Annotated in this window: 18 protein-coding genes; 7 read left to right on the plus strand and 11 right to left on the minus strand. The window is 70.0% G+C overall.

Annotated elements, in window-relative coordinates; genetic code table 11:
• Positions 1 to 40: 40 nt before the first annotated feature.
• The 6 genes from ABUE11_RS11080 to ABUE11_RS11105 all read left to right on the plus strand — a co-directional run bounded on the left by ABUE11_RS11080 (position 41) and on the right by ABUE11_RS11105 (position 6,883).
• Entirely contained in the window at positions 41 to 718 is a 678-nt protein-coding gene (locus ABUE11_RS11080; RefSeq protein WP_367065378.1) for a GntR family transcriptional regulator, read from the plus strand.
• Positions 715 to 1,674 carry an allantoinase PuuE gene (gene puuE / locus ABUE11_RS11085; protein ID WP_367065379.1) on the plus strand — a complete coding sequence of 320 codons (960 nt, stop codon included), beginning with the start codon at positions 715 to 717 and terminating at the stop codon, positions 1,672 to 1,674. The genes ABUE11_RS11080 and puuE overlap by 4 nt, the downstream gene beginning before the upstream one ends.
• 66 nt (positions 1,675 to 1,740) lie before the next feature.
• Positions 1,741 to 3,516 (plus strand): 2-oxo-4-hydroxy-4-carboxy-5-ureidoimidazoline decarboxylase, encoded by a 1,776-nt coding sequence (gene uraD, locus ABUE11_RS11090; protein ID WP_367065380.1) that lies wholly within the window; start codon positions 1,741 to 1,743, stop codon positions 3,514 to 3,516.
• Entirely contained in the window at positions 3,513 to 4,766 is a 1,254-nt protein-coding gene (locus ABUE11_RS11095; protein WP_367065381.1) for a M20/M25/M40 family metallo-hydrolase, read from the plus strand. Before uraD ends, ABUE11_RS11095 begins: the two co-directional genes overlap by 4 nt.
• 49 nt (positions 4,767 to 4,815) lie before the next feature.
• Entirely contained in the window at positions 4,816 to 5,928 is a 1,113-nt protein-coding gene (gene ribD, locus ABUE11_RS11100; protein WP_367065382.1) for a bifunctional diaminohydroxyphosphoribosylaminopyrimidine deaminase/5-amino-6-(5-phosphoribosylamino)uracil reductase RibD, read from the plus strand.
• Positions 5,929 to 6,082: 154 nt separating this feature from the next.
• A complete protein-coding gene (locus ABUE11_RS11105; RefSeq protein ID WP_367065383.1) occupies positions 6,083 to 6,883 on the plus strand; it encodes a hypothetical protein in 801 nt (266 codons plus the stop codon).
• Here ABUE11_RS11105 and ABUE11_RS11110 read toward each other — a convergent pair.
• From ABUE11_RS11110 to ABUE11_RS11125, 4 genes are all read right to left on the minus strand, one after another.
• Entirely contained in the window at positions 6,862 to 7,812 is a 951-nt protein-coding gene (locus ABUE11_RS11110) for a tRNA-dihydrouridine synthase (protein ID WP_367068808.1), read from the minus strand. The genes ABUE11_RS11105 and ABUE11_RS11110 overlap by 22 nt on opposite strands.
• Positions 7,813 to 7,900: 88 nt before the next feature.
• Positions 7,901 to 9,052: a class I SAM-dependent methyltransferase gene (locus ABUE11_RS11115; protein ID WP_367068809.1), complete on the minus strand. Its 1,152-nt coding sequence runs from the start codon at positions 9,050 to 9,052 to the stop codon at positions 7,901 to 7,903.
• 31 nt (positions 9,053 to 9,083) lie between these two features.
• Positions 9,084 to 9,605, minus strand: coding sequence for a GNAT family N-acetyltransferase (locus ABUE11_RS11120; protein ID WP_367065384.1), 522 nt, complete (start codon positions 9,603 to 9,605; stop codon positions 9,084 to 9,086).
• Positions 9,606 to 9,745: 140 nt separating this feature from the next.
• Positions 9,746 to 11,179 carry a coniferyl aldehyde dehydrogenase gene (locus ABUE11_RS11125; protein ID WP_367065385.1) on the minus strand — a complete coding sequence of 478 codons (1,434 nt, stop codon included), beginning with the start codon at positions 11,177 to 11,179 and terminating at the stop codon, positions 9,746 to 9,748.
• A gap of 112 nt (positions 11,180 to 11,291) precedes the next feature.
• Between ABUE11_RS11125 and ABUE11_RS11130 the strand changes: the two genes are divergently transcribed.
• Entirely contained in the window at positions 11,292 to 11,696 is a 405-nt protein-coding gene (locus ABUE11_RS11130) for a GFA family protein (protein ID WP_367065386.1), read from the plus strand.
• Between the two features lie 60 nt (positions 11,697 to 11,756).
• On the opposite strand, the gene ABUE11_RS11135 is transcribed toward ABUE11_RS11130, so the two are convergent.
• The 7 genes from ABUE11_RS11135 to kdpC form a co-directional block, all read right to left on the minus strand.
• Positions 11,757 to 12,071: a hypothetical protein gene (locus ABUE11_RS11135; RefSeq protein WP_367065387.1), complete on the minus strand. Its 315-nt coding sequence runs from the start codon at positions 12,069 to 12,071 to the stop codon at positions 11,757 to 11,759.
• Between the two features lie 60 nt (positions 12,072 to 12,131).
• A complete protein-coding gene (clpB, locus tag ABUE11_RS11140; protein WP_367065388.1) occupies positions 12,132 to 14,735 on the minus strand; it encodes an ATP-dependent chaperone ClpB in 2,604 nt (867 codons plus the stop codon).
• A 92-nt stretch (positions 14,736 to 14,827) separates the two neighbouring features.
• Positions 14,828 to 15,514 (minus strand): two-component system response regulator KdpE, encoded by a 687-nt coding sequence (gene kdpE, locus ABUE11_RS11145; protein ID WP_367065389.1) that lies wholly within the window; start codon positions 15,512 to 15,514, stop codon positions 14,828 to 14,830.
• On the minus strand, positions 15,511 to 18,255 hold the full coding sequence (locus tag ABUE11_RS11150) for a DUF4118 domain-containing protein (RefSeq protein ID WP_367065390.1): 2,745 nt from the start codon (positions 18,253 to 18,255) through the stop codon (positions 15,511 to 15,513). Before ABUE11_RS11150 ends, kdpE begins: the two co-directional genes overlap by 4 nt.
• Before the next feature lie 20 nt (positions 18,256 to 18,275).
• A complete protein-coding gene (locus ABUE11_RS11155) occupies positions 18,276 to 18,413 on the minus strand; it encodes a hypothetical protein (protein ID WP_367065391.1) in 138 nt (45 codons plus the stop codon).
• Positions 18,414 to 18,442: 29 nt separating this feature from the next.
• Positions 18,443 to 20,554, minus strand: a complete 2,112-nt coding sequence (kdpB, locus tag ABUE11_RS11160) for a potassium-transporting ATPase subunit KdpB (protein WP_367065392.1) — start codon at positions 20,552 to 20,554, stop codon at positions 18,443 to 18,445.
• Positions 20,544 to 21,251 carry a K(+)-transporting ATPase subunit C gene (kdpC, locus tag ABUE11_RS11165; RefSeq protein ID WP_367065393.1) on the minus strand — a complete coding sequence of 236 codons (708 nt, stop codon included), beginning with the start codon at positions 21,249 to 21,251 and terminating at the stop codon, positions 20,544 to 20,546. Before kdpC ends, kdpB begins: the two co-directional genes overlap by 11 nt.
• Positions 21,252 to 21,255: the final 4 nt, after the last annotated feature.

Below are 21,255 nucleotides of genomic sequence, written 5' to 3' on the forward strand. Positions count from 1 at the left end.
ATTGTATACAACAATTGTGTCCCAGGGCTATGATGACGGCATGGAACCCTCCACCACCGATGTCATCGTCGAGAGCCTGACGCGCGCCATCGTCGAGCACCGCCTGCTGCCCGGCACCAAGCTGGCCGAGCAAAAGCTCGCGGACCACTTTGGCGTGTCGCGCACGCTGGTGCGCCAGGCCCTGTTTCAGCTCTCGCAGAACCGGCTCATCCGCCTGGAGCCGGCGCGCGGCGCCTTCGTGGCCACGCCCTCGGCCGAGGAGGCGCGCCAGGTGTTTGCCGTGCGCCGCATGCTCGAGACCGAGATGGTGCGCGCCTTCATGGCGCAGAAGACCCCGGCCATGCTGCGCGCGCTCAAGCAGCACATCGCCGCCGAGCACAAGGCCATGGAGCGCGAGGACGTGGGCCAGCGCACCGAGCTGCTCGCGGACTTTCACGTGCGCATCGCCGAGCTCATGGGCAACGAGGTGCTGGCCCAGCTGCTCGAGGAACTGCTCTCGCGCTGCGCGCTGATCACGCTGATGTACCAATCGAGCAGCGCGGCCGCGCATTCGCACGAGGAGCACGAGGCCATCGTCGCCGCCCTGGCGGGCGACGACGCCGAGGCCGTCGTGCGCCTCATGCAGCAGCACCTGGACAACGTGCAGGCGGGCCTGACCCTGGACCGCGAGCCGCCCGCCAACGATCTCTCCATGGCACTTTCCGCCATCGCCCCATGACCTACGACGCCTCTGCCCCCTACCCCCGCGACCTCATCGGCTACGGCCGCCACACGCCCCACCCGCAGTGGCCCGGCGGCGCGCGCGTGGCCGTGCAGTTCGTGCTCAACTACGAGGAAGGCGGCGAGAACTGCGTGCTGCACGGCGATGCGGCGAGCGAGCAGTTCCTGTCCGAGATGTTCAACCCCGCGGCCTACCCCGAGCGCCACATGAGCATGGAGGGCATCTACGAATACGGCTCGCGCGCCGGCGTCTGGCGCCTGCTGCGCGAGTTTGAAAGGCGCGGCCTGCCGCTCACCGTGTTCGGCGTGGCCACGGCCCTGCAGCGCCACCGCGAGGTGGCCCAGGCCTTTGACGAACTGGGCCACGAGGTGGCCTGCCACGGCCTCAAGTGGATCCACTACCAGGGCGTGCCCGAGGAGGTCGAGCGTGCCCACATGGCGCAGTGCATGGAGATCTTCGGCGAGCTCTACGGCGGCCGCGGCGACCATGGCCTGGGCTGGTACACGGGCCGCGACAGTCCCCGCACCCACCGCCTGGTGGCCGACGACGGCCGCTTTGCCTACGACAGCGACTACTACGGCGACGACCTGCCGTTCTGGATGAAGCTGCAAAGGAGCGACGGCGGCACGCACCACCAGCTCGTCGTGCCCTATACGCTGGACGTGAACGACATGCGCTTTGCCCTGCCCCAGGGCTATTCGCACGCCGACCCGTTCTTCCAGTACATGAAGGATGCGTTCGACACCCTTTATGCCGAGGGCGACCCTGCCGGCGACAACGCGCCCAAGATGATGAGCATAGGCATGCACTGCCGCCTGCTTGGCCGCCCCGGGCGCATCACGGCGCTGCAGCGCTTTCTGGACCATGTCCAGAGCCACAACAAGGTCTGGATCTGCCGCCGCATCGACATCGCGCGCCACTGGGCCGAGCGCTTTCCGCGTCCCGCGGAATAAGAACAAAAAAAGGCCGCAGCGCTTGTCATACAAGCGCGAGCAGCTCACTTTTTGATAGGAGACACCATGGCCCTGACCCTGGACCAACTCAACGCCGCCCCCGCCGCCGAGGCCGTGGCCCTGCTCGACGGCCTGTACGAGCATTCGCCCTGGATTGCCGAGGCCGCGCTGGCCCGGCGGCCCTTCAAGTCGCTCGCCCAGCTCAAGCACGCCATGGTGCAGGTGCTGCAGAACGCCGGCGTCGAGGCACAGCTCGCGCTGATCCGCGCCCACCCGGAGCTCGCCGGCAAGGCCATGGTCAGCAACCAGCTCACGGCCGAGTCGACCAACGAGCAGAGCAAGGCCGGGCTCACCCAGTGCACGCCCGAGGAATTCGCGCGCATCCAGCGGCTCAATGCCGACTACAACGCGCGCTTTGGCTTTCCCTTCATCCTGGCCGTGCGCGGGCCGCGCGGGCTGGGCCTGACCAAGGCGGAGATCATCGACACCTTTGCGCGGCGCCTCTCCAACCACCCCGACTTCGAGCGCGCCGAGGCGCTGCGCAACATCCACCGCATCGCCGAGATCCGCCTCAATGACAAGTTCGGCTACGAGCCGCAGCTGGGCAACGACGTCTGGGACTGGCAGGAGAAGCTCGCACAGCACACCGACCCCGGTTATGCCGAGCTCGGCCAGCTCACCGTGACCTACCTCACCGACGCGCACCGCGCCTGCGCCCAGCGCATCAGCCACTGGATGCGCGACTGCGGCTTTGACGAGGTCGAGATCGACGCTGTGGGCAACGTCGTGGGGCGCTACCACGGCGCCAGCGACGGTGCCAAGTACCTCATGACCGGCAGCCACTACGACACCGTCAGGAACGGCGGCAAGTACGACGGGCGCCTCGGCATCTTCGTGCCCATGGCCTGCGTGCGCGAGCTGCACCGCCAGGCCAGGCGCCTGCCCTTCGGCATCGAGGTCGTGGCCTTTGCCGAGGAGGAAGGCCAGCGCTACAAGGCCACCTTTCTGGGCTCGGGCGCGCTCATCGGCGACTTCCAACCCGAGTGGCTGGACCAGCAGGACCAGGATGGCATCACCATGCGCGAGGCCATGCGCCACGCGGGCCTGTGCATCGACGACATCCCCAAACTGAAGCGCGACGCCGCGCGCTATCTGGGCTTCATCGAGGTGCACATCGAGCAGGGGCCGGTGCTCAACGAGCTCGACATACCGCTCGGCATCGTCACCTCGATCAACGGCAGCGTGCGCTATGTCGGCGAGATGGTCGGCATGGCCAGCCACGCCGGCACCACGCCCATGGACCGGCGCCGCGACGCGGCCCTGGGCGTGGCCGAGCTGGCCCTGTACATGGAGGCCCGCGCCGCGCAGGACGGCGACAGCGTGGCCACCATGGGCATGCTGCAGGTGCCCAATGGCTCGATCAACGTGGTGCCGGGGCGCTGCCGGTTCAGCCTGGACCTGCGCGCGCCCACCAATGCGCAGCGCGACGCGCTCGCGGCCGACGTGCTCGCCAGGCTCAAGGAAATCGCCGAGCGCCGCGGCCTGCAGTACAGCACCGAGCTCACCATGCAGGCCGCCGCCGCGCCCAGCGCCAGCGCCTGGCAACAGCGCTGGGAGCGCGCCGTGCAGGCCCTGGGCGTGCAGCTCTACCGCATGCCCAGCGGCGCCGGCCACGACGCCATGAAGCTGCACGAGGTCATGCCCCAGGCCATGCTGTTCGTGCGCGGGCAGAACAGCGGCATCAGCCACAACCCGCTTGAATCCACTACGGCCGACGACATGCAGCTGGCCGTGGACGCCTTTTCCCATGTCTTGAACCAACTTGCGCAGGAGGGCGCATGAGCACCTACCAACAACTGGACGCCTGGATAGACCAGCATTTCGACGAGCAGGTGCGCTTTCTGCAGGCGCTGGTGCAGGTGCCCACCGACACCCCGCCGGGCAACAACGCGCCGCACGCCGAACGCACGGCCGCGCTGATCCAGGCCTGGGGCTTCGAGGCCGAAAAGCACGCCGTGCCCGCCGCCGAGGTCCAGGCCTATGGCATGGAGTCCATCACCAACCTCATCGTGCGCCGGCCCTATGGCGACGGCGGCAAGACCATTGCCCTCAACGCCCATGGCGACGTGGTGCCGCCCGGCGAGGGCTGGACGCACGACCCCTACGGCGCCGAGATCGAGGGCGGCGCCATGTACGGCCGCGCCACGGCCGTGAGCAAGAGCGACTTCTCCACCTTCACCTTCGCCGTGCGCGCGCTCGAGGCCGTGGCCCGGCCAGCCAAGGGTGCCATCGAGCTGCACTTCACCTACGACGAGGAGTTCGGCGGCATCCTCGGCCCCGGCTGGCTGCTCGCGCAGGGCTTGACCAAGCCCGACCTCATGATTGCCGCGGGCTTCTCCTACGAGGTCGTCACGGCGCACAACGGCTGCCTGCAAATGGAGGTCACGGTGCACGGCAGGATGGCCCACGCCGCCGTGCCACACACCGGCGTCGATGCGCTGCAGGGCGCGGTGGCCATCATGAACGCGCTGTATGCCGAGAACCAGCAGTACAGCCAGGTCACGTCCCAGGTGCCGGGCATCAAGCACCCTTACCTCAACATCGGCCGCATCGAGGGCGGCACCAACACCAACGTGATACCGGGCAAGGTGGTGCTCAAGCTCGACCGCCGCATGATCCCCGAGGAGAACCCGGCCGAGGTCGAGGCGCGCATCCGCACCGTGATCGCCGAGGCCGTGGCGCAGTTCAACCAGCAGCGCGGCTACACGGGCGAGGACGCCGTGCGCGTCGATATCAAGCGCCTGCTGCTGGCCAACGCCATGACGCCGCTGGCCGGCAACCAGCCGCTGGTCGATGCCATACAGCAGCATGGCGAGGCCGTGTTCGGCGCGCGCCCGCCGGCCGTGGGCACGCCGCTGTACACCGATGTGCGCCTGTATGTGGAGCGCGGCATTCCCGGCGTGATCTATGGCGCGGGCCCGCGCACCGTGCTCGAATCGCACGCCAAGCGCGCCGACGAGCGCGTGCAGCTCGAAGACCTGCGCCGCGCCACCAAGGTCGTGGCGCGCGCGCTGCATGACCTGCTGACATGACCTGCGGACATGAGGCCAGCCACCGCGCCGCGCTACCATCGCCGGCGCCATGACTGACCCGCATCCCTTCATCACCCAGGCGCTTGGGCTTGCCGCCCAGGCGCTTTGTCTTTCCAACCCCAACCCGCGCGTGGGCTGCGTGATCACGACCGGCGACGGCCGGGTGCTGGGCCAGGGCTTCACCCAGCAGGCCGGCGGCCCGCACGCCGAGGTGGTGGCGCTGCGCGACGCCCAGGCGCGCGGCAACGACGTGCGCGGCGCGACGGCCTATGTGACGCTCGAACCCTGCGCCCACCAGGGCCGCACCGGGCCCTGCTGCGAGGCGCTGATACGCGCCGGCGTGGGCCGCGTGGTGGCGTCCATCGCCGACCCCAACCCGCTCGTGGCGGGCCAGGGCTTTGCGCGCCTGCGCGCGGCGGGCGTCGAGGTCGAGGTGGGGCCGGGCGCGGCGCAATCGCGCGAGCTCAACATCGGTTTCTTCAGCCGCATGGTGCGCGGCACGCCCTGGGTGCGGATGAAGGCCGCGGCCTCGCTCGACGGCGTGACGGCGCTGGCCAATGGCGCGAGCCAGTGGATCACCTCGCCGGCCGCGCGCGCCGACGGCCATGCCTGGCGCGCGCGCGCCTGCGCGGTGCTCACGGGCATTGGCACGGTGCTCGAGGACGACCCACTGCTCAACGTGCGCGAGGTGGCCACGCCGCGCCAGCCGCATCTGGTGATCGTGGACAGCCGGCTGCAGACGCCGCCCGGCGCGCGGCTGTTTGACGTGCCCGGGCGCGAGGTGCTGATCTACGCCGCCCAGGAGCACCCCGAGCGCCTTCCCGCGCTGCAGGCGCGCGGCGCCACCGTCATCCATCTGCCCAACGCCCATGGCAAGGTGGACCTGCCCGCCATGCTGCACGACCTGGGCCGGCGCAGCGTGAACGAACTGCACCTGGAGGCCGGGCACAAGCTCAACGGCTCCTTTCTGCGCGAGGGCCTGGTCGACGAGGTGCTGCTCTACCTCGCGCCCCTGCTGCTGGGCAGCGGCGCCCATGGGCTGTCGAGCTGGGGCGCGCTGCAAAAACTCACCGACGGCCTGCGCCTGGAGTTCCACGACGTGCAGCAGCTCGGCCCCGACCTGCGCCTCGTCGCGCGCGTGGCGGGGCGCGCGGATTTCTAGCGCTCGCAAAGACCAAGCCATTCGCGCGCACGCAAACGTTCAGGGCGCCTGGATCCCGGCTTTCGCCGGGATGACGAAGCGCCGCGCCCATGGCCGGCCCATCGCCTGCGCGCCGATATGATCGGCGCACCCATCCACACAAGCCGCCCCCAACTTGACCGCCCCCGACTACCGCCACTTTCTGCAGCAGCAATGGCCGCGCCAGCAGCCCCTGGTCGCCGCCTACACGCTGGACGGCGAGCGGGTCTGGCTCAAGCGCGCGGGGCCGCGCCATGGCATGTGGCGCTACCGCCTGCTGGGGCTGGCGGCGCGCGTGCTGGGGCTGCCCGTGCTGCAGCCCGTGCCCAACCTGGGCGGGCGCGCGGCCATAGGCACAGAGCTCATGCGCCTGCGCAGCCTGTCGGCACTGGGCCTGCGCGTACCCGAGGTGCTGGCCGCGTGCGACGACGCCTTTCTGATGCGCGACCTGGGCACGCCGGGCCGGCCCACGCCCTCGCTCGGCGACGAGATCGAGGCCGCCGTGCCCGCGGGGCCCGCCGCCGTGCTTTCGCTGTGGCGCCTGGGCCTTGAGACACTGAACGCCGTGCACGGCCAGGGCCAATGCCTGAGCCAGGCCTTTGCGCGCAACATGGTGCGCTGCACGGACGGGCAGATCGCCTGCATAGACTTCGAGGACGACCCCTCGCGCGCCCTGCCCCTGCACCTGTGCCAGCTGCGCGATGCGCTGGCCTATGTGCATTCCACGGCGCTGGCGCTCGTGCAGGCCGGCGCACAGGAGGGCGCGCGCATGGCGTGGAACGACTGGCTGGCCGGCCCGCAGCGCGGCGCCGACTTCCGTGCCGCGCTGCAGGCCACCTTGCCGCGCCTGGCCTGGCTGCGCCATCTGCCGCAGGACCGGCGCTGGGGGCGCGATGCCCAGCGCATGCGCGCGGCCTATGACCTGCTCGTTTCCTGATCGGCCACCGCCTGCCGCACCCAGGCCGTGATCGCGCGCTGGTCGGTCATGACGCGCACCTGGTCGAAGGCCTGCTGCGCCTCGGGGTAGCGCCGGCGCAGCAGGTTCAGCCATTGCTTGAGACGACCCGCGCGCTGGGGCGGATCGAGGTCGGCGCAGACCAGATCCCAGAAGCGCGCGATCTGCGGCACCAGCGCGGACCAGGCCAGGGGCGCAGGCTCGGCGCCGGCGTCATGGGCGCGAATGGCCAGCGCGAGGCCCGGGTCGGCGACGATGCCGCGGCCCAGCATGAGCGCATCGCAGCCCGACTCGGCGCGGCAGCGCAGCGCGTCGGCCAGGGTCCAGATCTCACCGTTGGCGACCACGGGCACGCGCACGGCCGCGCGGATGGCGGGGATCTGCTCCCAGTACGCGGGTGGGCGGTAGCCATCCTGCTTGGTGCGCGCGTGCACCACGAGCTCGCAGGCGCCGCCCTGCTCCATGGCCTGGGCGCATTCGCGCGCGCGGCCGGCGTCGTCGTAGCCCAGGCGCATCTTGGCCGAGACGGGCAGATGCGCGGGCACGGCGCGGCGCACGGCGGCGACCACGGCGGCAATGGTCTCGGGCTCGCGCAGCAGGGCCGCGCCGCCGCCGTGGCGGTTCACGGTCTTGGCCGGGCAGCCGAAGTTCAGGTCTATGCCCTCGGGGCCCAGGGCCGCCAGGCGCGCGGCGTTCTCGGCCATGCTCACCGGGTCCGAGCCAAGCAGCTGCGCGCGCACCGGCACGCCGGCGAGCGTGCGCCCGCCGTTGTTGAGCTCGGGGATGTAGCGCACAAAGGTCTTGTCGCTCAGCAGATTTCCCGAGACGCGGATGAACTCGGACACGCAGCGGTCCACCCCGCCCACGCGCGTGAGCACGTCGCGCAGCACGAAGTCGAGCAGGCCCTCCATGGGGGCCAGCAGCAGTGGTTTGTGCGTGTCGGACTTTTCAGTCAAATCGGCCTCCAGGGCCCAGCAGACAAGCGCCAGCAGCTACTGTTTACGTAGCTTCCGGCGTCGCGACGGCCAGGCGCCACAGCGATGTGACCTCTGCCGCGCGCGCCGCGTGCAGCGGGTCGCCGGCGTCCTGCGCCTTGCCGTGGCGCGGGCGGGCGTCCAGGCGGCCCAGCACGCGCAGGCCCGCCGCGGCGATCCAGCCGAGCAGCTCATCGCGCGTGCGCAGGCCCAGGTGCTCGGCCAGGTCGGACAGGATCAGCCAGCCCTCGCCACCCGGCGTCAGGTGATCGCGCAGCCCGGCCAGAAAGCCCCGCAGCATGCGGCTGCCCTCGTCGTACACGGCCTGCTCGATGGCGGAGCTCGGCCGCGCCGGCACCCAGGGCGGGTTGCAGACCACGAGCGGCGCGCGCCCGGGCGGAAACAGGTCGGCCGCGAGCAGCTCCACGCGTTGCTCGAGGCCCAGGCGGCCCAGGTTGTCGGCCGCGCAGGCCAGCGCACGCGGGGCGAGCTCGGTCGCGACGATGCGGGCCACGCCCCGGCGTGCCAGCAAGGCCGCGAGCACGCCGGTGCCGGTGCCGATGTCCAAGGCCAGGTCGGTGGCCGGCAGCGGCGCCTCGGCCACCAGGTCGATGTACTCGCCCCTGATGGGCGAGAACACGCCGTAATGCGGGTGGATGCGCGCGCCCAGGGCGGGGATCTCCACGCCCTTCTTGCGCCACTCGTGCGCGCCGACGATGCCCAGCAGCTCGCGCAGCGCGACCAGGCTGGGCCGACCGTCGGCCGGGCCCCAGGCCTCGGTGCAGGCGGCGCGCAGGTCGGGCGCGCGGCGCAGGGCGATGGAGTAGTCGCCCTCGACCGGAATCAGCAGCGCGCCCAGCGTGCGTGCACGCTGCGCCTGCGCCTGGCGGTGCAGGTGAAAGCGCTCGGCGGGGCTGGCGCTGGCGAGCTTCTGCGCCGCCCTGGCCGCTGCCTTCGGCGTCTTGCGGTCGGTGCGGCGCATCAGGGCCTGCAAGAGCTGGCGCGCGTTCTGGAAGTCACCGCGCCAGACGAGGGCCGTGCCCTCGCAGGCCAGGCGAAAGGCCGTGTCGGCGGGCAGGGTGTCGTCGGCCAGTTGCACGCGGCGCGGCGCGGCCGCACCGCCCTCGGAGCGCCACAGCGCGCTGCGCGCCTGGCCTTGCTCGCTCCATTCGATCATGGCCGGGCCGCCTGTGGTCATGGAAAGTCGATCAGTTGACCGAGCGCTTGAGGCGCACTTCCTCGATCTTCACGCCGCCGATCACGGCCGTCTTGGCGGTGTTCATCTCGCGCTTGAAGCCGGCCATTTCGTGAAAGCGCAGGGCGCGCTCGTTGCGCAGCGGCACCCAGGCCGTGACGGTGGTGCAGCCCTCTTCGTGCAGGCCGTCGCGCGCGGCGTCCCACAGGGCCACGCCCACGCCCTTGTCCCAGTGGGAGGGCGCGGCGTAGATGGCCCAGATCTCGCCCGTGGTGTTGCGGGTCTTTTCATCGCGCGAGCGGTCGAAGCCGACGAAGCCGACGATCTTGTCGCCGTCCACGGCCACCTGGACCTGGGGCTCGCAATACTCAATGGCCTCGCGCCAGTAGGCCTGGCGCTTCTCGACCGAAGACATGGATTTCAATTGATCGTCCGGCACCAGCCCCCGGTATGCCTCCAGGGCCGAGGCGGTATGGACCTGGGCAATGGCTTTGGCATCACGAAGCGTGGCGGGACGAACCTGAATACTGGACATGGGGAAACAACAACGGATGAATTTGGCGAAACTCAGTATTTTCCCTCAATTGCCCTTTTCTGCGCTAGGGGTTCAAGTTTCCTTGCTCCCATCCCCGCCATTCCACGCAAGTGCCGCCGGCTGTGGCATGCACGCCGGCGTCAGAAAAACCGGCGCACCAGTCCCATGAGCCTGTCGAAGCGCGCACCGTAGGGCGGGTACAGCAGGTGGCCCATGGACCAGCGCGACTGCACCAGCACCGACTTCTGGTGGCTAAAGCGCAGAAACCCGGCCTCGCCGTGGTAGGCGCCCCAGCCACTGTCGCCCACGCCGCCAAAGGGCAGGTTGTCATGGGCGATGTGGGTGAGCGTGTCGTTGACCGACACGCCGCCGCTCACGGTGCGGCGCAGCACATCATCGCGCACGGCATCGCTGCGGCCGAACCAGTACAGCGCAAGCGGCCGCGGACCGGCGTTGATGTGGGCGATGGCGTCGTCGATCCGCTCGTAGGAGAGCACGGGGAGCACCGGGCCAAAGATCTCCTCCTGCAGGATCTGCATGGCCGGCGTGGCGCCGAACACCAGCACCGGCGCCATCTGCCGCCCCACCCCGTCGCCTATGCCCTGGGGCGGTGCGGGCGTGCCCGGCGCACTCTGCAGCACCTGGACGTCCGCGCCCAGGGTCTGCGCCTGCTGCAGCATGGTGCGCAGGCGCGCGAGGTGGCGCGGACTGATGATGGCGGCGTAGTCCGGGTTGCCCTCGAAGTAGGGGAAGAGCCGCGCCACGGCGGTGCGGTAGGCCTCGGCAAACGCGGCCTCGCTGCCACGCGCAAGCAGCACATAGTCGGGCGCGATACAGGTCTGGCCGGCGTTGATGAGCTTGCCGTGCGCGATCTTGAGCGCGGCATCCTGCAGGTCGCAATCGGCATCGATGATGGCGGGTGACTTGCCGCCGAGCTCGAGCGTGGTCGGCGTGAGGTTGGCCGCTGCCGCCTGCGCCACCTTGCGACCCACGGCGGTGGAGCCCGTGAACACCAGATGGTCGAACGGCAGCGAGGCCACGAGCGCCGCGACGGCGGCATCACCCGGCACGACGCAGAACTCGTCGGCCGCAAAGTATTGCGCCACGAGCTCCGCGAGCCGCGCCGAGGTGTGGGGCGTGAGCTCGCTGGGCTTGAGCATGACGCGGTTGCCCGCGGCCAGCGCGTCGATGGCCGGAGCCAGGGCCAGCTGCACGGGATAGTTCCAGGGCGAGATCACGCCCACCACGCCGAGCGGCTGGCGCTCTATCCAGGCCTGCGCCGGCTGCAGATGCGGCGGCGTGCGCACCCGGCTGCGCCGGCACCAGCGCGCGAGGTGGCGCAGCGTGTGCGCTAGCTGCGTGCGCAGCACGAACAGATCGGCGATCTCGGTCAGGCGCGGCGAGCGCACGCCGAAGTCCGCCTGCACGGCGGCCGCGAGCTCCGCTCCATGGCCATTGAGGAGCTTGGACAGGCGCAGCAGGCGCTCGCGCCTGAGGGTGACGGGCACATCGGGCTGGGCCCGGCTGGCATGATGCTGGATATCGAACAGGTGGCGAACACGGTTGGGATGCATGGCGGTCATGATAGGTGGGCGATGAAGGCCAGCGCGGCGCGCATTGTGCCGGCGCATGCCGGCCCGTAAGATGGCGCGCTCCCCCCCTCCCCTGGTTTGAAAGGCCATTGCGATGAACGGTCATTGCCTCTGCGGCGCAGTCTCCTTCACGGCGCCCGACACCAAGGAAATCGGCGCCTGCCACTGCGGCTTCTGCCGCCGCTGGGGCGGCGGGCCGCTGCTGGCCGTGCACTGCGGGCCGCAGGTGCGCTTTGCGGGCGAGGACCAGATCACCGTCTACGCCTCCTCGGACTGGGCGGAGCGCGCGTTCTGCAGGCACTGCGGCACGCACCTGTACTACAGGCTGCTGGCCACGGGCGAGTACTTCATCCCGGCCGGCTGCTTCGACACGCAGGACTTCGTGCTGGCCAGCCAGATCTACGTGGACAACAAGCCCACCTACTACGCCTTCGCCAATCAGACGCCCATGCTCACCGAGGCGCAGGTGATCGCGCAGTACGCGCCGCCGGAAAATTGAATAAAAAAAACTGCCGGCGCTTGTTCAGCCAGCGCCGGCAGCTCATGTTTCAGGAGCAAATCAGGGAAGCTCGCGGGGCACCACGTCGGTGATGTCATGCGCCGGCGCGCCCTCGCTGCGGCGCGGCTGGCCGGGCTTGTTCGCCGTCCAGCGGGCCGTGCTGCGGTAGACCGTGCTCCAGCCAGTGCGCGGGTCCATGCGCATGACCCAGGGCGTGACGGGCCGGCCCGTCAGGCGCGCCCAGAGCGCGCGCACGCCCCACACGAGCGCCAGCACCGCCGCGGCGGCCACCAGGCTCAGGAAGAAGAGCACGCCCATGGCAAACACCACGAGTCGCAAGGTCCAGCGGATCACGCCGGTGACAACTTCATTCAAACCATGCCCCTTTCAGACAGATGGGCGTGCGGTCTGCGCCGCACGCCTCTATGGTAGGACTCAATCCGCCGCAGCGGCACTGCCAAAGTGAAATACCCCTGGCTCCTGCACCGGATCGACATCCACGGCGATCACGCTCTTGGGCGGATAGCGGCCCTCGAGCAGCAGCTTGGACAGCGGGTTCTCGATGCGCTGCTGTATCGCGCGCTTCAAGGGTCGCGCGCCAAACACCGGGTCGAACCCCACCTTGGCGAGCTCGGCCAGCGCGGCCGGCGACACCCGCAGCTCCAGGTCCATCTTCGCCAGGCGTGCCTCCAGCAGCTTGAGCTGTATGCGCGCAATGGCCTCGATGTGCTTGGCGTCGAGCCCATGGAAGACCACCGTCTCGTCGATGCGGTTGAGGAATTCGGGCCGGAAATGGGTTTTTAGTTCCCCCCAGACCGCTTCCTTGATGTCATCCGCGTCCTGGCCCACCATGGCCTGGATCAGCGGCGAGCCGATGTTGCTGGTCATGACGATGACCGTGTTCTTGAAGTCCACGGTGCGGCCCTGGCCGTCGGTCAGGCGTCCGTCGTCGAGCACCTGCAGCAGCACGTTGAACACGTCCGGATGCGCCTTCTCGACCTCGTCGAGCAGCAGCACGGAATACGGCTTTCTGCGCACGGCCTCCGTCAGGTAGCCGCCCTCTTCATAGCCCACATAGCCCGGAGGCGCGCCAATCAAGCGCGCGACGCTATGCTTTTCCATGAACTCGCTCATGTCGATGCGCACCAGGTGCTCTTCGCTGTCGAACAGAAAGCCCGCCAGCGCCTTGCACAGCTCGGTCTTGCCCACGCCCGTGGGGCCGAGGAAGAGGAAGCTGCCCAGCGGTCGGTTCGGATCCGACAGGCCCGAGCGCGAGCGGCGGATGGCATTGGCCACGGCGGAGATGGCCTCGTCCTGACCCACGACGCGCTCGTGCAGGCGGCCTTCCATGTGCAGCAGCTTGTCCTTCTCGCCCTGCATCATCTTGGCCACGGGAATGCCCGTGGCACGGCTCACGACCTCGGCGATCTCCTCCGCGCCCACCTGGGTGCGCAGCAGCTGGTGTTTGGCCGCGCCACCGCCGGCCTCGCTGTCCTGCGCCTCCTTCAGGCGCTTTTCCAGCTCAGGCAGGCGGCCGTACTGCAGCTCGGCGACCTTGTTGTAGTCGCCCTTGCGCTTCAAGTCATCCATCTGGATGCGGATGGCGTCTATGTCCTTCCGGATCTGCTCGCTGCCCTGGGCGCTGGCCTTCTCTGCCTTCCAGATTTCCTCCAGGTCGGCGTATTCGCGCTCGGCGCCGGCGAGTTCCTCCTCGATCAGCTGCAGGCGCTTTTGCGAGGCCTCGTCCTGCTCCTTCTTCATGGCCTCGCGCTCGATCTTGAGCTGGATCATGCGCCGGTCGAGCTTGTCCAGCGCCTCGGGCTTGGAGTCGATCTCGATCTTGATGCGCGCCGCGGCCTCGTCGATCAGGTCGATGGCCTTGTCGGGCAGAAAGCGGTCGGTGATATAGCGGTGCGAGAGCTCGGCCGCGGCGACGATGGCCGGGTCGGTGATGTCCACGCCGTGGTGCGCCTCATAGCGCACCTGCAGGCCGCGCAGGATGGCGATGGTGTCCTCCACCGACGGTTCCTCGACCAGCACCTTCTGGAAGCGCCGCTCGAGCGCCGCGTCCTTCTCGATGTACTTGCGGTATTCGTCGAGCGTGGTCGCGCCAATGCAGTGCAGCTCGCCGCGCGCCAGGGCGGGTTTCAGCATATTGCCCGCGTCGATCGCGCCCTCGGCCTTGCCGGCGCCGACCATGGTGTGGATCTCGTCGATGAACAGGATGATGCGGCCCTCGTCCTGCGCCACCTCCTTGAGCACGGATTTCAGGCGCTCCTCGAACTCGCCGCGGTACTTGGCGCCGGCCAAGAGCCCCGCCATGTCCAGCACCAGCACGCGCTTGCCCTTGAGGCTCTCGGGCACCTCGCCCGCGACGATGCGCTGGGCCAGACCCTCGACGATGGCGGTCTTGCCCACGCCGGGCTCGCCGATCAGCACCGGGTTGTTCTTGCTGCGCCGCTGCAGCACCTGGATGGCGCGGCGGATCTCGTCGTCGCGGCCAATCACGGGGTCTAGCTTGCCGGCGCGGGCGCGCTCGGTCAGGTCCAGACAGTATTTCTTGAGCGCCTCGCGCTGGCCCTCGGCCTCGGCGCTGTCCACGCCTTGGCCGCCGCGCACGGCATCGATCGCGGCCTCCAGGCTCTTGCGCGACAGGCCATGCTCCTTGGCGATCTGCGCGGCCTCGCCCTTGCTGTCCACCAGGGCCAGCAGGAACAGCTCGCTCGCGATGAACTGGTCGCCGCGCTGGATGGCCTCCTTCTCGGTGGCCTGCAGCACGCGGCCGAGCTCGGGGCTGGGCTGCACCTGGTCATGGCCCTGCACCTGGGGCAGGCGCTTGATGGCCGCCTCGGCCGCCTTCAGCAGGCCGGGGGCGCTGGCGCCGGCACGCTCGAGCAGCGCGCGCGGCCCGTCCTCCTGGCGCAGCATGGCGGCCAGCAGGTGCACGGGTTCGATGTAGGCGTTGTCGTGGCCCAGGGCGAGCGACTGGGCGTCGGCCAGGGCCTCCTGGAATTTGGTGGTGAGCTTGTCGATGCGCATGGAAACGGAATCCTCTCCATAAACAGAATTTGATTGCCCAGCACTTTGTGGCAACACCCCTTGTTTTCAAGCGCCAGCGCGTGCGGCTCTGTTCACACCACCAGCCGGTAGCCTATGCCCGCCTCGGTGCGCAGGTGGCGCGGGCGCGCCGGGTCGTCTTCGAGCTTCTTGCGCAGATTGGCCATGTGCACGCGCACGTAATGCGTGTCGCTGGCGTGGCCCGGCCCCCACACGGCCTGCAGCAGCTGCTGGTGCGTGAGCACCTTCTCCGGGTGCGCGGCCAGGTGGGTCAGCAGGCGGTATTCGATGGGCGTCAGGTGCAGTGCCTGGCCGGCACGCTCCACGCTGCGCCGCACCAGGTCGATGCTCACATCGCCAAAGCGCACCAGCGGCTCGCCCGCTGCCGTCTGGCCCTGGTGGCGGCGCAGCTGGGCGCGCACGCGCGCCAGCAGTTCGCCCGCGCCAAAGGGCTTGACCAGGTAGTCGTCGGCACCTGCATCGAGTGCGGTGATCTTGTCGGCCTCGCTGCTGCGCGCCGAGAGCACGATGATGGGCAGGGCCGACCAGGTACGCAGCTCGCGGATCAGGCCCACGCCGTCGCCATCGGGCAGGCCCAGGTCGAGCACCAGCATGTCGGGGCGGCGCGTGCCGGCCTCGATCAGGCCGCGCTGGCAGCTGGCGGCCTCGAACACCTCGTAGCCCTCGGCTGCCAAGGTCAGGCGCACAAAGCGGCGGATGTGGTCCTCGTCCTCGACGATCAGGATGCGAATTTCGTTCATGGTGTCTCTGCGGGCAATGCCTGGCTGCCATCGTCCTGCGGCGGCTCGCCACGCGGCAGCACGATGACAAAGCGCGCCCCGGCCACCCGGCCCTCCTGCTGGCGATTTTCGCCCCAGATGCGCCCGCCATGCGCCTGCACGATGGCGCGGCAGATGGCCAGGCCCAGGCCCACACCGGGGGCGGCCTGCTCCTTGCTGCCGCGCTCGAATTTCTCGAACACCGCCTCCTCGCGCCCAGGCGGCAGGCCCGGGCCGTCGTCATCGACGGTGATGCGCACCTCTTGCGCCAGCGGCGCGGCGGCGATGCGGATGGGCGTCTCCGCCGGGGTGTACTTGGCGGCGTTTTCCAGCAGGTTGGCCAGCACGCGTTCGAGCAGCGTGCCGTCCAGGTGCAGGAGCGGCAGATCGTCCTGCAGCTGCAGCGCCACCGGGTGCCGCGCCAGCAGGCCCTGGCAGGACTGCAGGGCGCTGCCCAGCACCTCTTCGAGCGGCAGCCACTCGCGGCGCAGTGGCACGCTGCCCGCCTCCAGGCGCGCCATGTCAAGCAGGTTGGCGACCAGGGCGTTCATGCGCTGGGCCGATTCGCGCATGGCGGCCGCCGTCTCGGCGTGTGCGGGCATCAGCGGCGGCTGCGCCCTTTGCAAGGTGTCGGCCAGGCCCACCAGGGCCGCCAGCGGCGTGCGCAGGTCGTGCGAGATGGCCGAGAGCAGCGAGTTGCGCAGGCGCTCGGATTCCATCTGCACCGTCGTGCTCTGCGCCACCTGGATGTAGTGGATGCGCTCGATCGAGATCGCCAGCAGCGAGGCACAGGTATCGAGCAGCTGGCGCTGCTCGGGCGTGAGCGTGCTGGTCTGTGCCGGCTGCAGCACCAGCACGCCGCGCAGGCGCATGGGGCCTTTGAGCGGCAGCAGCAGGCTGGCGCTGGCGGGCAGGGTGTTGGTGCCCCGGCCGGCGGCCTCGCCGTGGTCAAAGCACCATTGCGCCACGGCCGGGTCCACCGCCGCCGTGGCGCCGGGCTGAAGCACCAAACGGTTGTCGTCGTCGGCCACCAACAGGGCCGACTGGGCCGCAAACTCGGCACGCAAAAAGCGTGCCGCCACCTCGGCCACCTGCTCGACCTGCAGCACGGCCGAGAGCTCGCGCGACATCTGGTAGAGCCCGCGCACGCGGCGCTCGCGCTCGGTGGCGGCGCGCGCCTGGGTACGCAGGCTGGCCATGAGCTGGCCCACGACCAGCGCCACCACCAGCATCACGGCGAAGGTGATGAGGTATTGCACGTCGCTGACGCTGAAGGACAGGCGCGGCGGCACAAAGAAAAAGTCGAACAGCGCCACGCCCAGAAAGGCCGCCAGCATGGCCGGCCCGCGCCCATGGCGCAGCGCCACACCCACCACCACCAGCAAAAACAGCATGACGATATTGGTCAGCTCCAGCCAGCTGCTCAGCGGCGTGGCCAGCAGGGCCACGGCAAAGCAGGCGCCGGTAGCCAGCGCATAGCCCTGCCAAGCCAGAGGCGCGGCGGCCGCGCTGGGGCGACGCTCGGGCACGCGTTCGCGCGCGGGCAGCGGCACCTGCAGAATGTCCATGTCCGGCGTCAGCTCGGCCAGGCGCTCGGTGAGCGAGGCGCGCCAGTGCCTGCGCCCGCTGCGCCGCCCCAGCACCAGGCGCGAGAGATTGTGCTCGCGCGCGTAGCGCGCCAGGGTGTGGACCACGTCGGCCCCGGTGGGCGTGGCAATGCCCGCACCCAGCTCCTGCGCCAGCTTGAGCGCGCGCAGCGCCTGCTCGCGCGCGGCCGGCTCCACGTTCTGCTGCGAGGGCGCATCGACAAACACCGCGTGCCAGGGCAGGCCGCTTTGCGCCGCCAGGCGTGCTGCGCTGCGCACCACGGCCTCGCCACCCGCGCCCGGGCCCACGCAGGCGAGCAGCGCGTCGCGCGTGGACCATTGCGGCTGTCCACCCACATGGCCGCTGGTGCGGCGCCAGGTCTGCATCTGGCTGTCCACCCGGTCGGCCGTGCGGCGCAGCGCCAGCTCGCGCAGCGCGATCAGGTTGCCCTTGCGAAAAAAGTTGGCCGCCGCCTGCTCGGCCTGCGCCGGGATATAGACCTTGCCCGCCGCCAGCCGCGCCAGCAGCTCGTCGGGCGGCAGATCGACCACCACCACCTCGTCGGCGCTGTCGAACAGGGTGTCGGGCACCGTCTCCCACACGCGGATGCCGGTGATGCCGCCAACGATGTCGTTGAGGCTCTCCAGGTGCTGCACGTTCATCGTGCTCCACACGTCGATGCCCGCGGCCAGCAGCTCCTGCACGTCCTGCCAGCGCTTGGGGTGGCGCGAGCCGGGGGCGTTGCTGTGCGCCAGCTCGTCGAGCAGCACCAGCGGCGGCTCGGCCCCGCCCAGATGCTGCGCGCCAAAGGCCAGGGCCGCGTCCAGGTCAAACTCCTGCAGCACATGACCCCGGTGGGCCACGTCGCGCAGCACCAGCCGGGGCAGCTCGGCGGCCATGGCCTCGGTCTCGGCGCGCCCATGGGTTTCGACCAGGCCCACCACCAGCGGCCGGCCCTGCGCCTGCGCCCGGTGTGCAGCGGCGAGCATGGCGTAGGTCTTGCCCACCCCGGCCGAGGCGCCAAAGAAAATCTTCAGCCGCCCGCGCCCGACCTGCGCCGCCTCGGCGTGCACCTGGCGCAGCAGCGCGTCGGGATCGGGGCGGGTGTCGGCGGCGTCGTGCATTTCAGCGGGCATGGTCAATGGTAGTGAGGGAATCAGGCCTGCTCGTCGTCCTGCGCCGGCGCGCCGGCACTGCGGCGCACCAGCAGCCAGGCCAGGGCCACGGGCAGCAGCAGCACGGCCAGGGCAGCGAGCACGGCCAGGCCATCGGCAAGGGGTGAATCAAGCGCCATCATTACTATGTTTTGATAGCCGCTTGCGCTTATCCAGCAAGCCCTATGGCCGAAATCAATACATCAATCAGCTTGATGCCGACAAAGGGCACGATGACCCCGCCCAGGCCGTAGATCAGCAGGTTGCGCCGCAGCAGGGCAGCCGCTGGGGCAGCGCGGTACGGCACGCCCTTGAGCGCCAGCGGGATCAGCACGACGATGATGAGGGCGTTGAAGATCACCGCCGACAGGATGGCCGAGCTGGGGCTGGCCAGGCCCATGACGTTGAGCGCCGCCAGCTGCGGGTAGGTGCTGACAAAGGCCGCCGGGATGATGGCGAAGTACTTGGCCAGGTCGTTGGCGATGCTGAAGGTGGTGAGCGCGCCGCGCGTCATCAGCATCTGCTTGCCGGTCTCGACGATCTCGATCAGCTTGGTGGGGTTGCTGTCGAGGTCCACCATGTTGCCCGCCTCCTTGGCCGCCTGGGTGCCGGTGTTCATGGCCACGGCCACGTCGGCCTGGGCCAGGGCCGGGGCGTCGTTGGTGCCGTCGCCGGTCATGGCCACGAGCTGGCCCTGCGCCTGGTGCGCCCGGATCAGCGCCAGCTTGGCCTCGGGCGTGGCCTCGGCCAGGAAGTCGTCCACCCCGGCCTCGGCGGCAATGGCGGCGGCCGTGAGGCGGTTGTCGCCGGTGATCATCACGGTCTTGATGCCCATGCGGCGCAACTCGGCAAAGCGCTCCTTGATGCCGCCCTTGACGATGTCCTTGAGCTCGACAACGCCCAGCGCGCGGCGGCCCTCGGCCACCACCAGCGGCGTGCTGCCCCGGCGCGCGACCTCGTCCACCACCTGCTGCAGCTCGGGCGGAAAACTCCCGCCCAGCGCCTCAATATGCTGGCGCACGGCCTGGGCCGCGCCCTTGCGGATGCTGCGGCCCCCTCCTTCAGGGCCCGCCATGTCCACGCCGCTCATACGCGTCTGCGCCGAGAAGTGCACGAACTGGGCGCCGAGCTTTTCCACGTCACGCTCGCGCAGGTTGAAGCGCTGCTTGGCCAGCACGACGATGCTGCGGCCCTCGGGGGTTTCGTCGGCCAGCGACGCGAGCTGCGCGGCGTCGGCCAGCTGCTCCTCGCCCACGCCCGGCGCGGCGATGAAGCTGCTGGCCTGGCGGTTACCCAGGGTGATGGTGCCGGTCTTGTCCAGCAGCAGCACGTCCACGTCGCCCGCAGCCTCCACGGCGCGGCCCGAGGTGGCGATCACGTTGGCCTGCATCAGCCGGCTCATGCCCGCCACGCCAATGGCCGAGAGCAGGCCGCCGATGGTGGTCGGAATCAGGCACACCAGAAGCGCCACCAGCACCGTGATGCCCACCACCGCCCCGCTGCCGGCCTGCGCCACGGCAAACTGCGAGAACGGCAGCAGCGTGGCAATGACCAGCAGGAACACCAGCGTGAGCCCCACCAGCAGGATGGTGAGCGCGATCTCGTTGGGCGTTTTCTTGCGGTTTGCGCCCTCGACCATGGCGATCATGCGATCGACAAAGGTCTCGCCCGGGTTCACCGCCACGCGCACCACGATCCAGTCCGAGAGCACGCGGGTGCCGCCGGTGACGGCGGAAAAGTCACCGCCCGACTCGCGGATCACGGGCGCCGATTCGCCGGTGATGGCCGACTCGTCCACCGAGGCCACGCCGTCGAGCACCTCGCCGTCTGCAGGGATGGTCTCGCCCGCCTCGACCAGCACAACGTCGCCCTTGCGCAGGCTGTCGGCCTCGATGGGCAGCCATTGCAATGCGCTGCGTGCATGGTGGCCCGCTTCGTAGCGGCTGCCATCGAGCTTCTTGGCCCAGGTCTGCTTTTTCAGGCCGCGCAGGCTGGCCGCCTGGGCCTTGCTGCGGCCTTCGGCCAGGGCCTCGGCAAAGTTGGCAAACAGCACCGTGAACCACAGCCACAGGCTGACGGCCAGGATGAAGCCCGCCGGCGCCTCACCCTCGCCCGCCAGGGCCTGAAAGAACAAGAGCGTGGTGAGGATGGAGCCCAGGTAGACGACGAACATCACCGGGTTGCGCCACTGGGCCTGGGGCGCGAGCTTGGCGAGCGACTCGCGCAGCGCCTGGCGCGTGAGCGCGGGATCGAACAGGGACAGGGATTTTTTATTGTGCATGGTGTGCCTCCTCGGCAAGGACGGCGACCGCAGGCGCGGCCTGCGCCAGCAGCGCCAGGTTCAGGGCCAGCACGTTGACGCGCGGCTCGCCCCACAGGCCGAGCAAGCGGCCCTCGGTGTGCGCGGCCACCAGGGCCTGCACCTGGGCGGGGGCCAGGCCCCGTGCCTGGGCCACGCGCGGCGCCTGCAGCTGGGCGTTGGCCAGCGAGATATGCGGATCGAGCCCCGAGCCCGAGGCGGTGACGGCGTCCACCGGCACGGCGGCATGGGCCGCCAGGCCGTTGGCGCTGCGGTAGGCGCGGGCACGCTCGGCCACGGCCTCGATCAGGGCGGCGTTGGTCGGCCCCTGGTTGCTGGCGGCCGAGGCGCCGGCGTTGTAGGGCGCGCTCACCGTCTTGCTGGCATCCTGCGGGTCGGGTGCGCTGGTGCCGCTGGGGCGGGCGTGAAAGAAATGCGCCGCCGTGAAATGCTGGCCGATGAGCTGCGAGCCGACGATGGCATCGCCCTGGCGCACCAGGCTGCCCGCGGCCTGTGCCGGCAGCACCAGCTGGGCCACGCCGGTGGTGAGCAGCGGGTAGGCCAGGCCCGTCACCAGGGCCACGAACAAGGCGCCGCGCATGCAGGGGCCAAGCAGCCCCTGCAGCGGGCTGCGCTGCGCCGGGGTGCGGGCGGAAACAGAAAGGGTATGGGTGGTCATGGCA

It is taken from the genome of Oryzisolibacter sp. LB2S (assembly GCF_040732315.1).
GTDB lineage: Bacteria > Pseudomonadota > Gammaproteobacteria > Burkholderiales > Burkholderiaceae_C > Alicycliphilus > Alicycliphilus soli.

Excerpts from the sequence above, each read along its gene's own strand:
- ABUE11_RS11115 (WP_367068809.1), bottom strand. The coding sequence starts at position 9,052 with ATGATCGAATGGAGCGAGCAAGGCCAGGCGCGCAGCGCGCTGTGGCGC.
- kdpC (WP_367065393.1), bottom strand. The coding sequence starts at position 21,251 with ATGACCACCCATACCCTTTCTGTTTCCGCCCGCACCCCGGCGCAGCGC.
- ABUE11_RS11130 (WP_367065386.1), top strand. The coding sequence starts at position 11,292 with ATGAACGGTCATTGCCTCTGCGGCGCAGTCTCCTTCACGGCGCCCGAC.
- uraD (WP_367065380.1), top strand. The coding sequence starts at position 1,741 with ATGGCCCTGACCCTGGACCAACTCAACGCCGCCCCCGCCGCCGAGGCC.
- clpB (WP_367065388.1), bottom strand. The coding sequence starts at position 14,735 with ATGCGCATCGACAAGCTCACCACCAAATTCCAGGAGGCCCTGGCCGAC.
- puuE (WP_367065379.1), top strand. The coding sequence starts at position 715 with ATGACCTACGACGCCTCTGCCCCCTACCCCCGCGACCTCATCGGCTAC.
- kdpB (WP_367065392.1), bottom strand. The coding sequence starts at position 20,554 with ATGCACAATAAAAAATCCCTGTCCCTGTTCGATCCCGCGCTCACGCGC.
- ABUE11_RS11155 (WP_367065391.1), bottom strand. The coding sequence starts at position 18,413 with ATGGCGCTTGATTCACCCCTTGCCGATGGCCTGGCCGTGCTCGCTGCC.
- kdpE (WP_367065389.1), bottom strand. The coding sequence starts at position 15,514 with ATGAACGAAATTCGCATCCTGATCGTCGAGGACGAGGACCACATCCGC.
- ABUE11_RS11150 (WP_367065390.1), bottom strand. The coding sequence starts at position 18,255 with ATGCCCGCTGAAATGCACGACGCCGCCGACACCCGCCCCGATCCCGAC.
- ABUE11_RS11095 (WP_367065381.1), top strand. The coding sequence starts at position 3,513 with ATGAGCACCTACCAACAACTGGACGCCTGGATAGACCAGCATTTCGAC.
- ABUE11_RS11110 (WP_367068808.1), bottom strand. The coding sequence starts at position 7,812 with ATGGAGGGCCTGCTCGACTTCGTGCTGCGCGACGTGCTCACGCGCGTG.
- ABUE11_RS11080 (WP_367065378.1), top strand. The coding sequence starts at position 41 with ATGGAACCCTCCACCACCGATGTCATCGTCGAGAGCCTGACGCGCGCC.
- ribD (WP_367065382.1), top strand. The coding sequence starts at position 4,816 with ATGACTGACCCGCATCCCTTCATCACCCAGGCGCTTGGGCTTGCCGCC.
- ABUE11_RS11125 (WP_367065385.1), bottom strand. The coding sequence starts at position 11,179 with ATGCATCCCAACCGTGTTCGCCACCTGTTCGATATCCAGCATCATGCC.
- ABUE11_RS11120 (WP_367065384.1), bottom strand. The coding sequence starts at position 9,605 with ATGTCCAGTATTCAGGTTCGTCCCGCCACGCTTCGTGATGCCAAAGCC.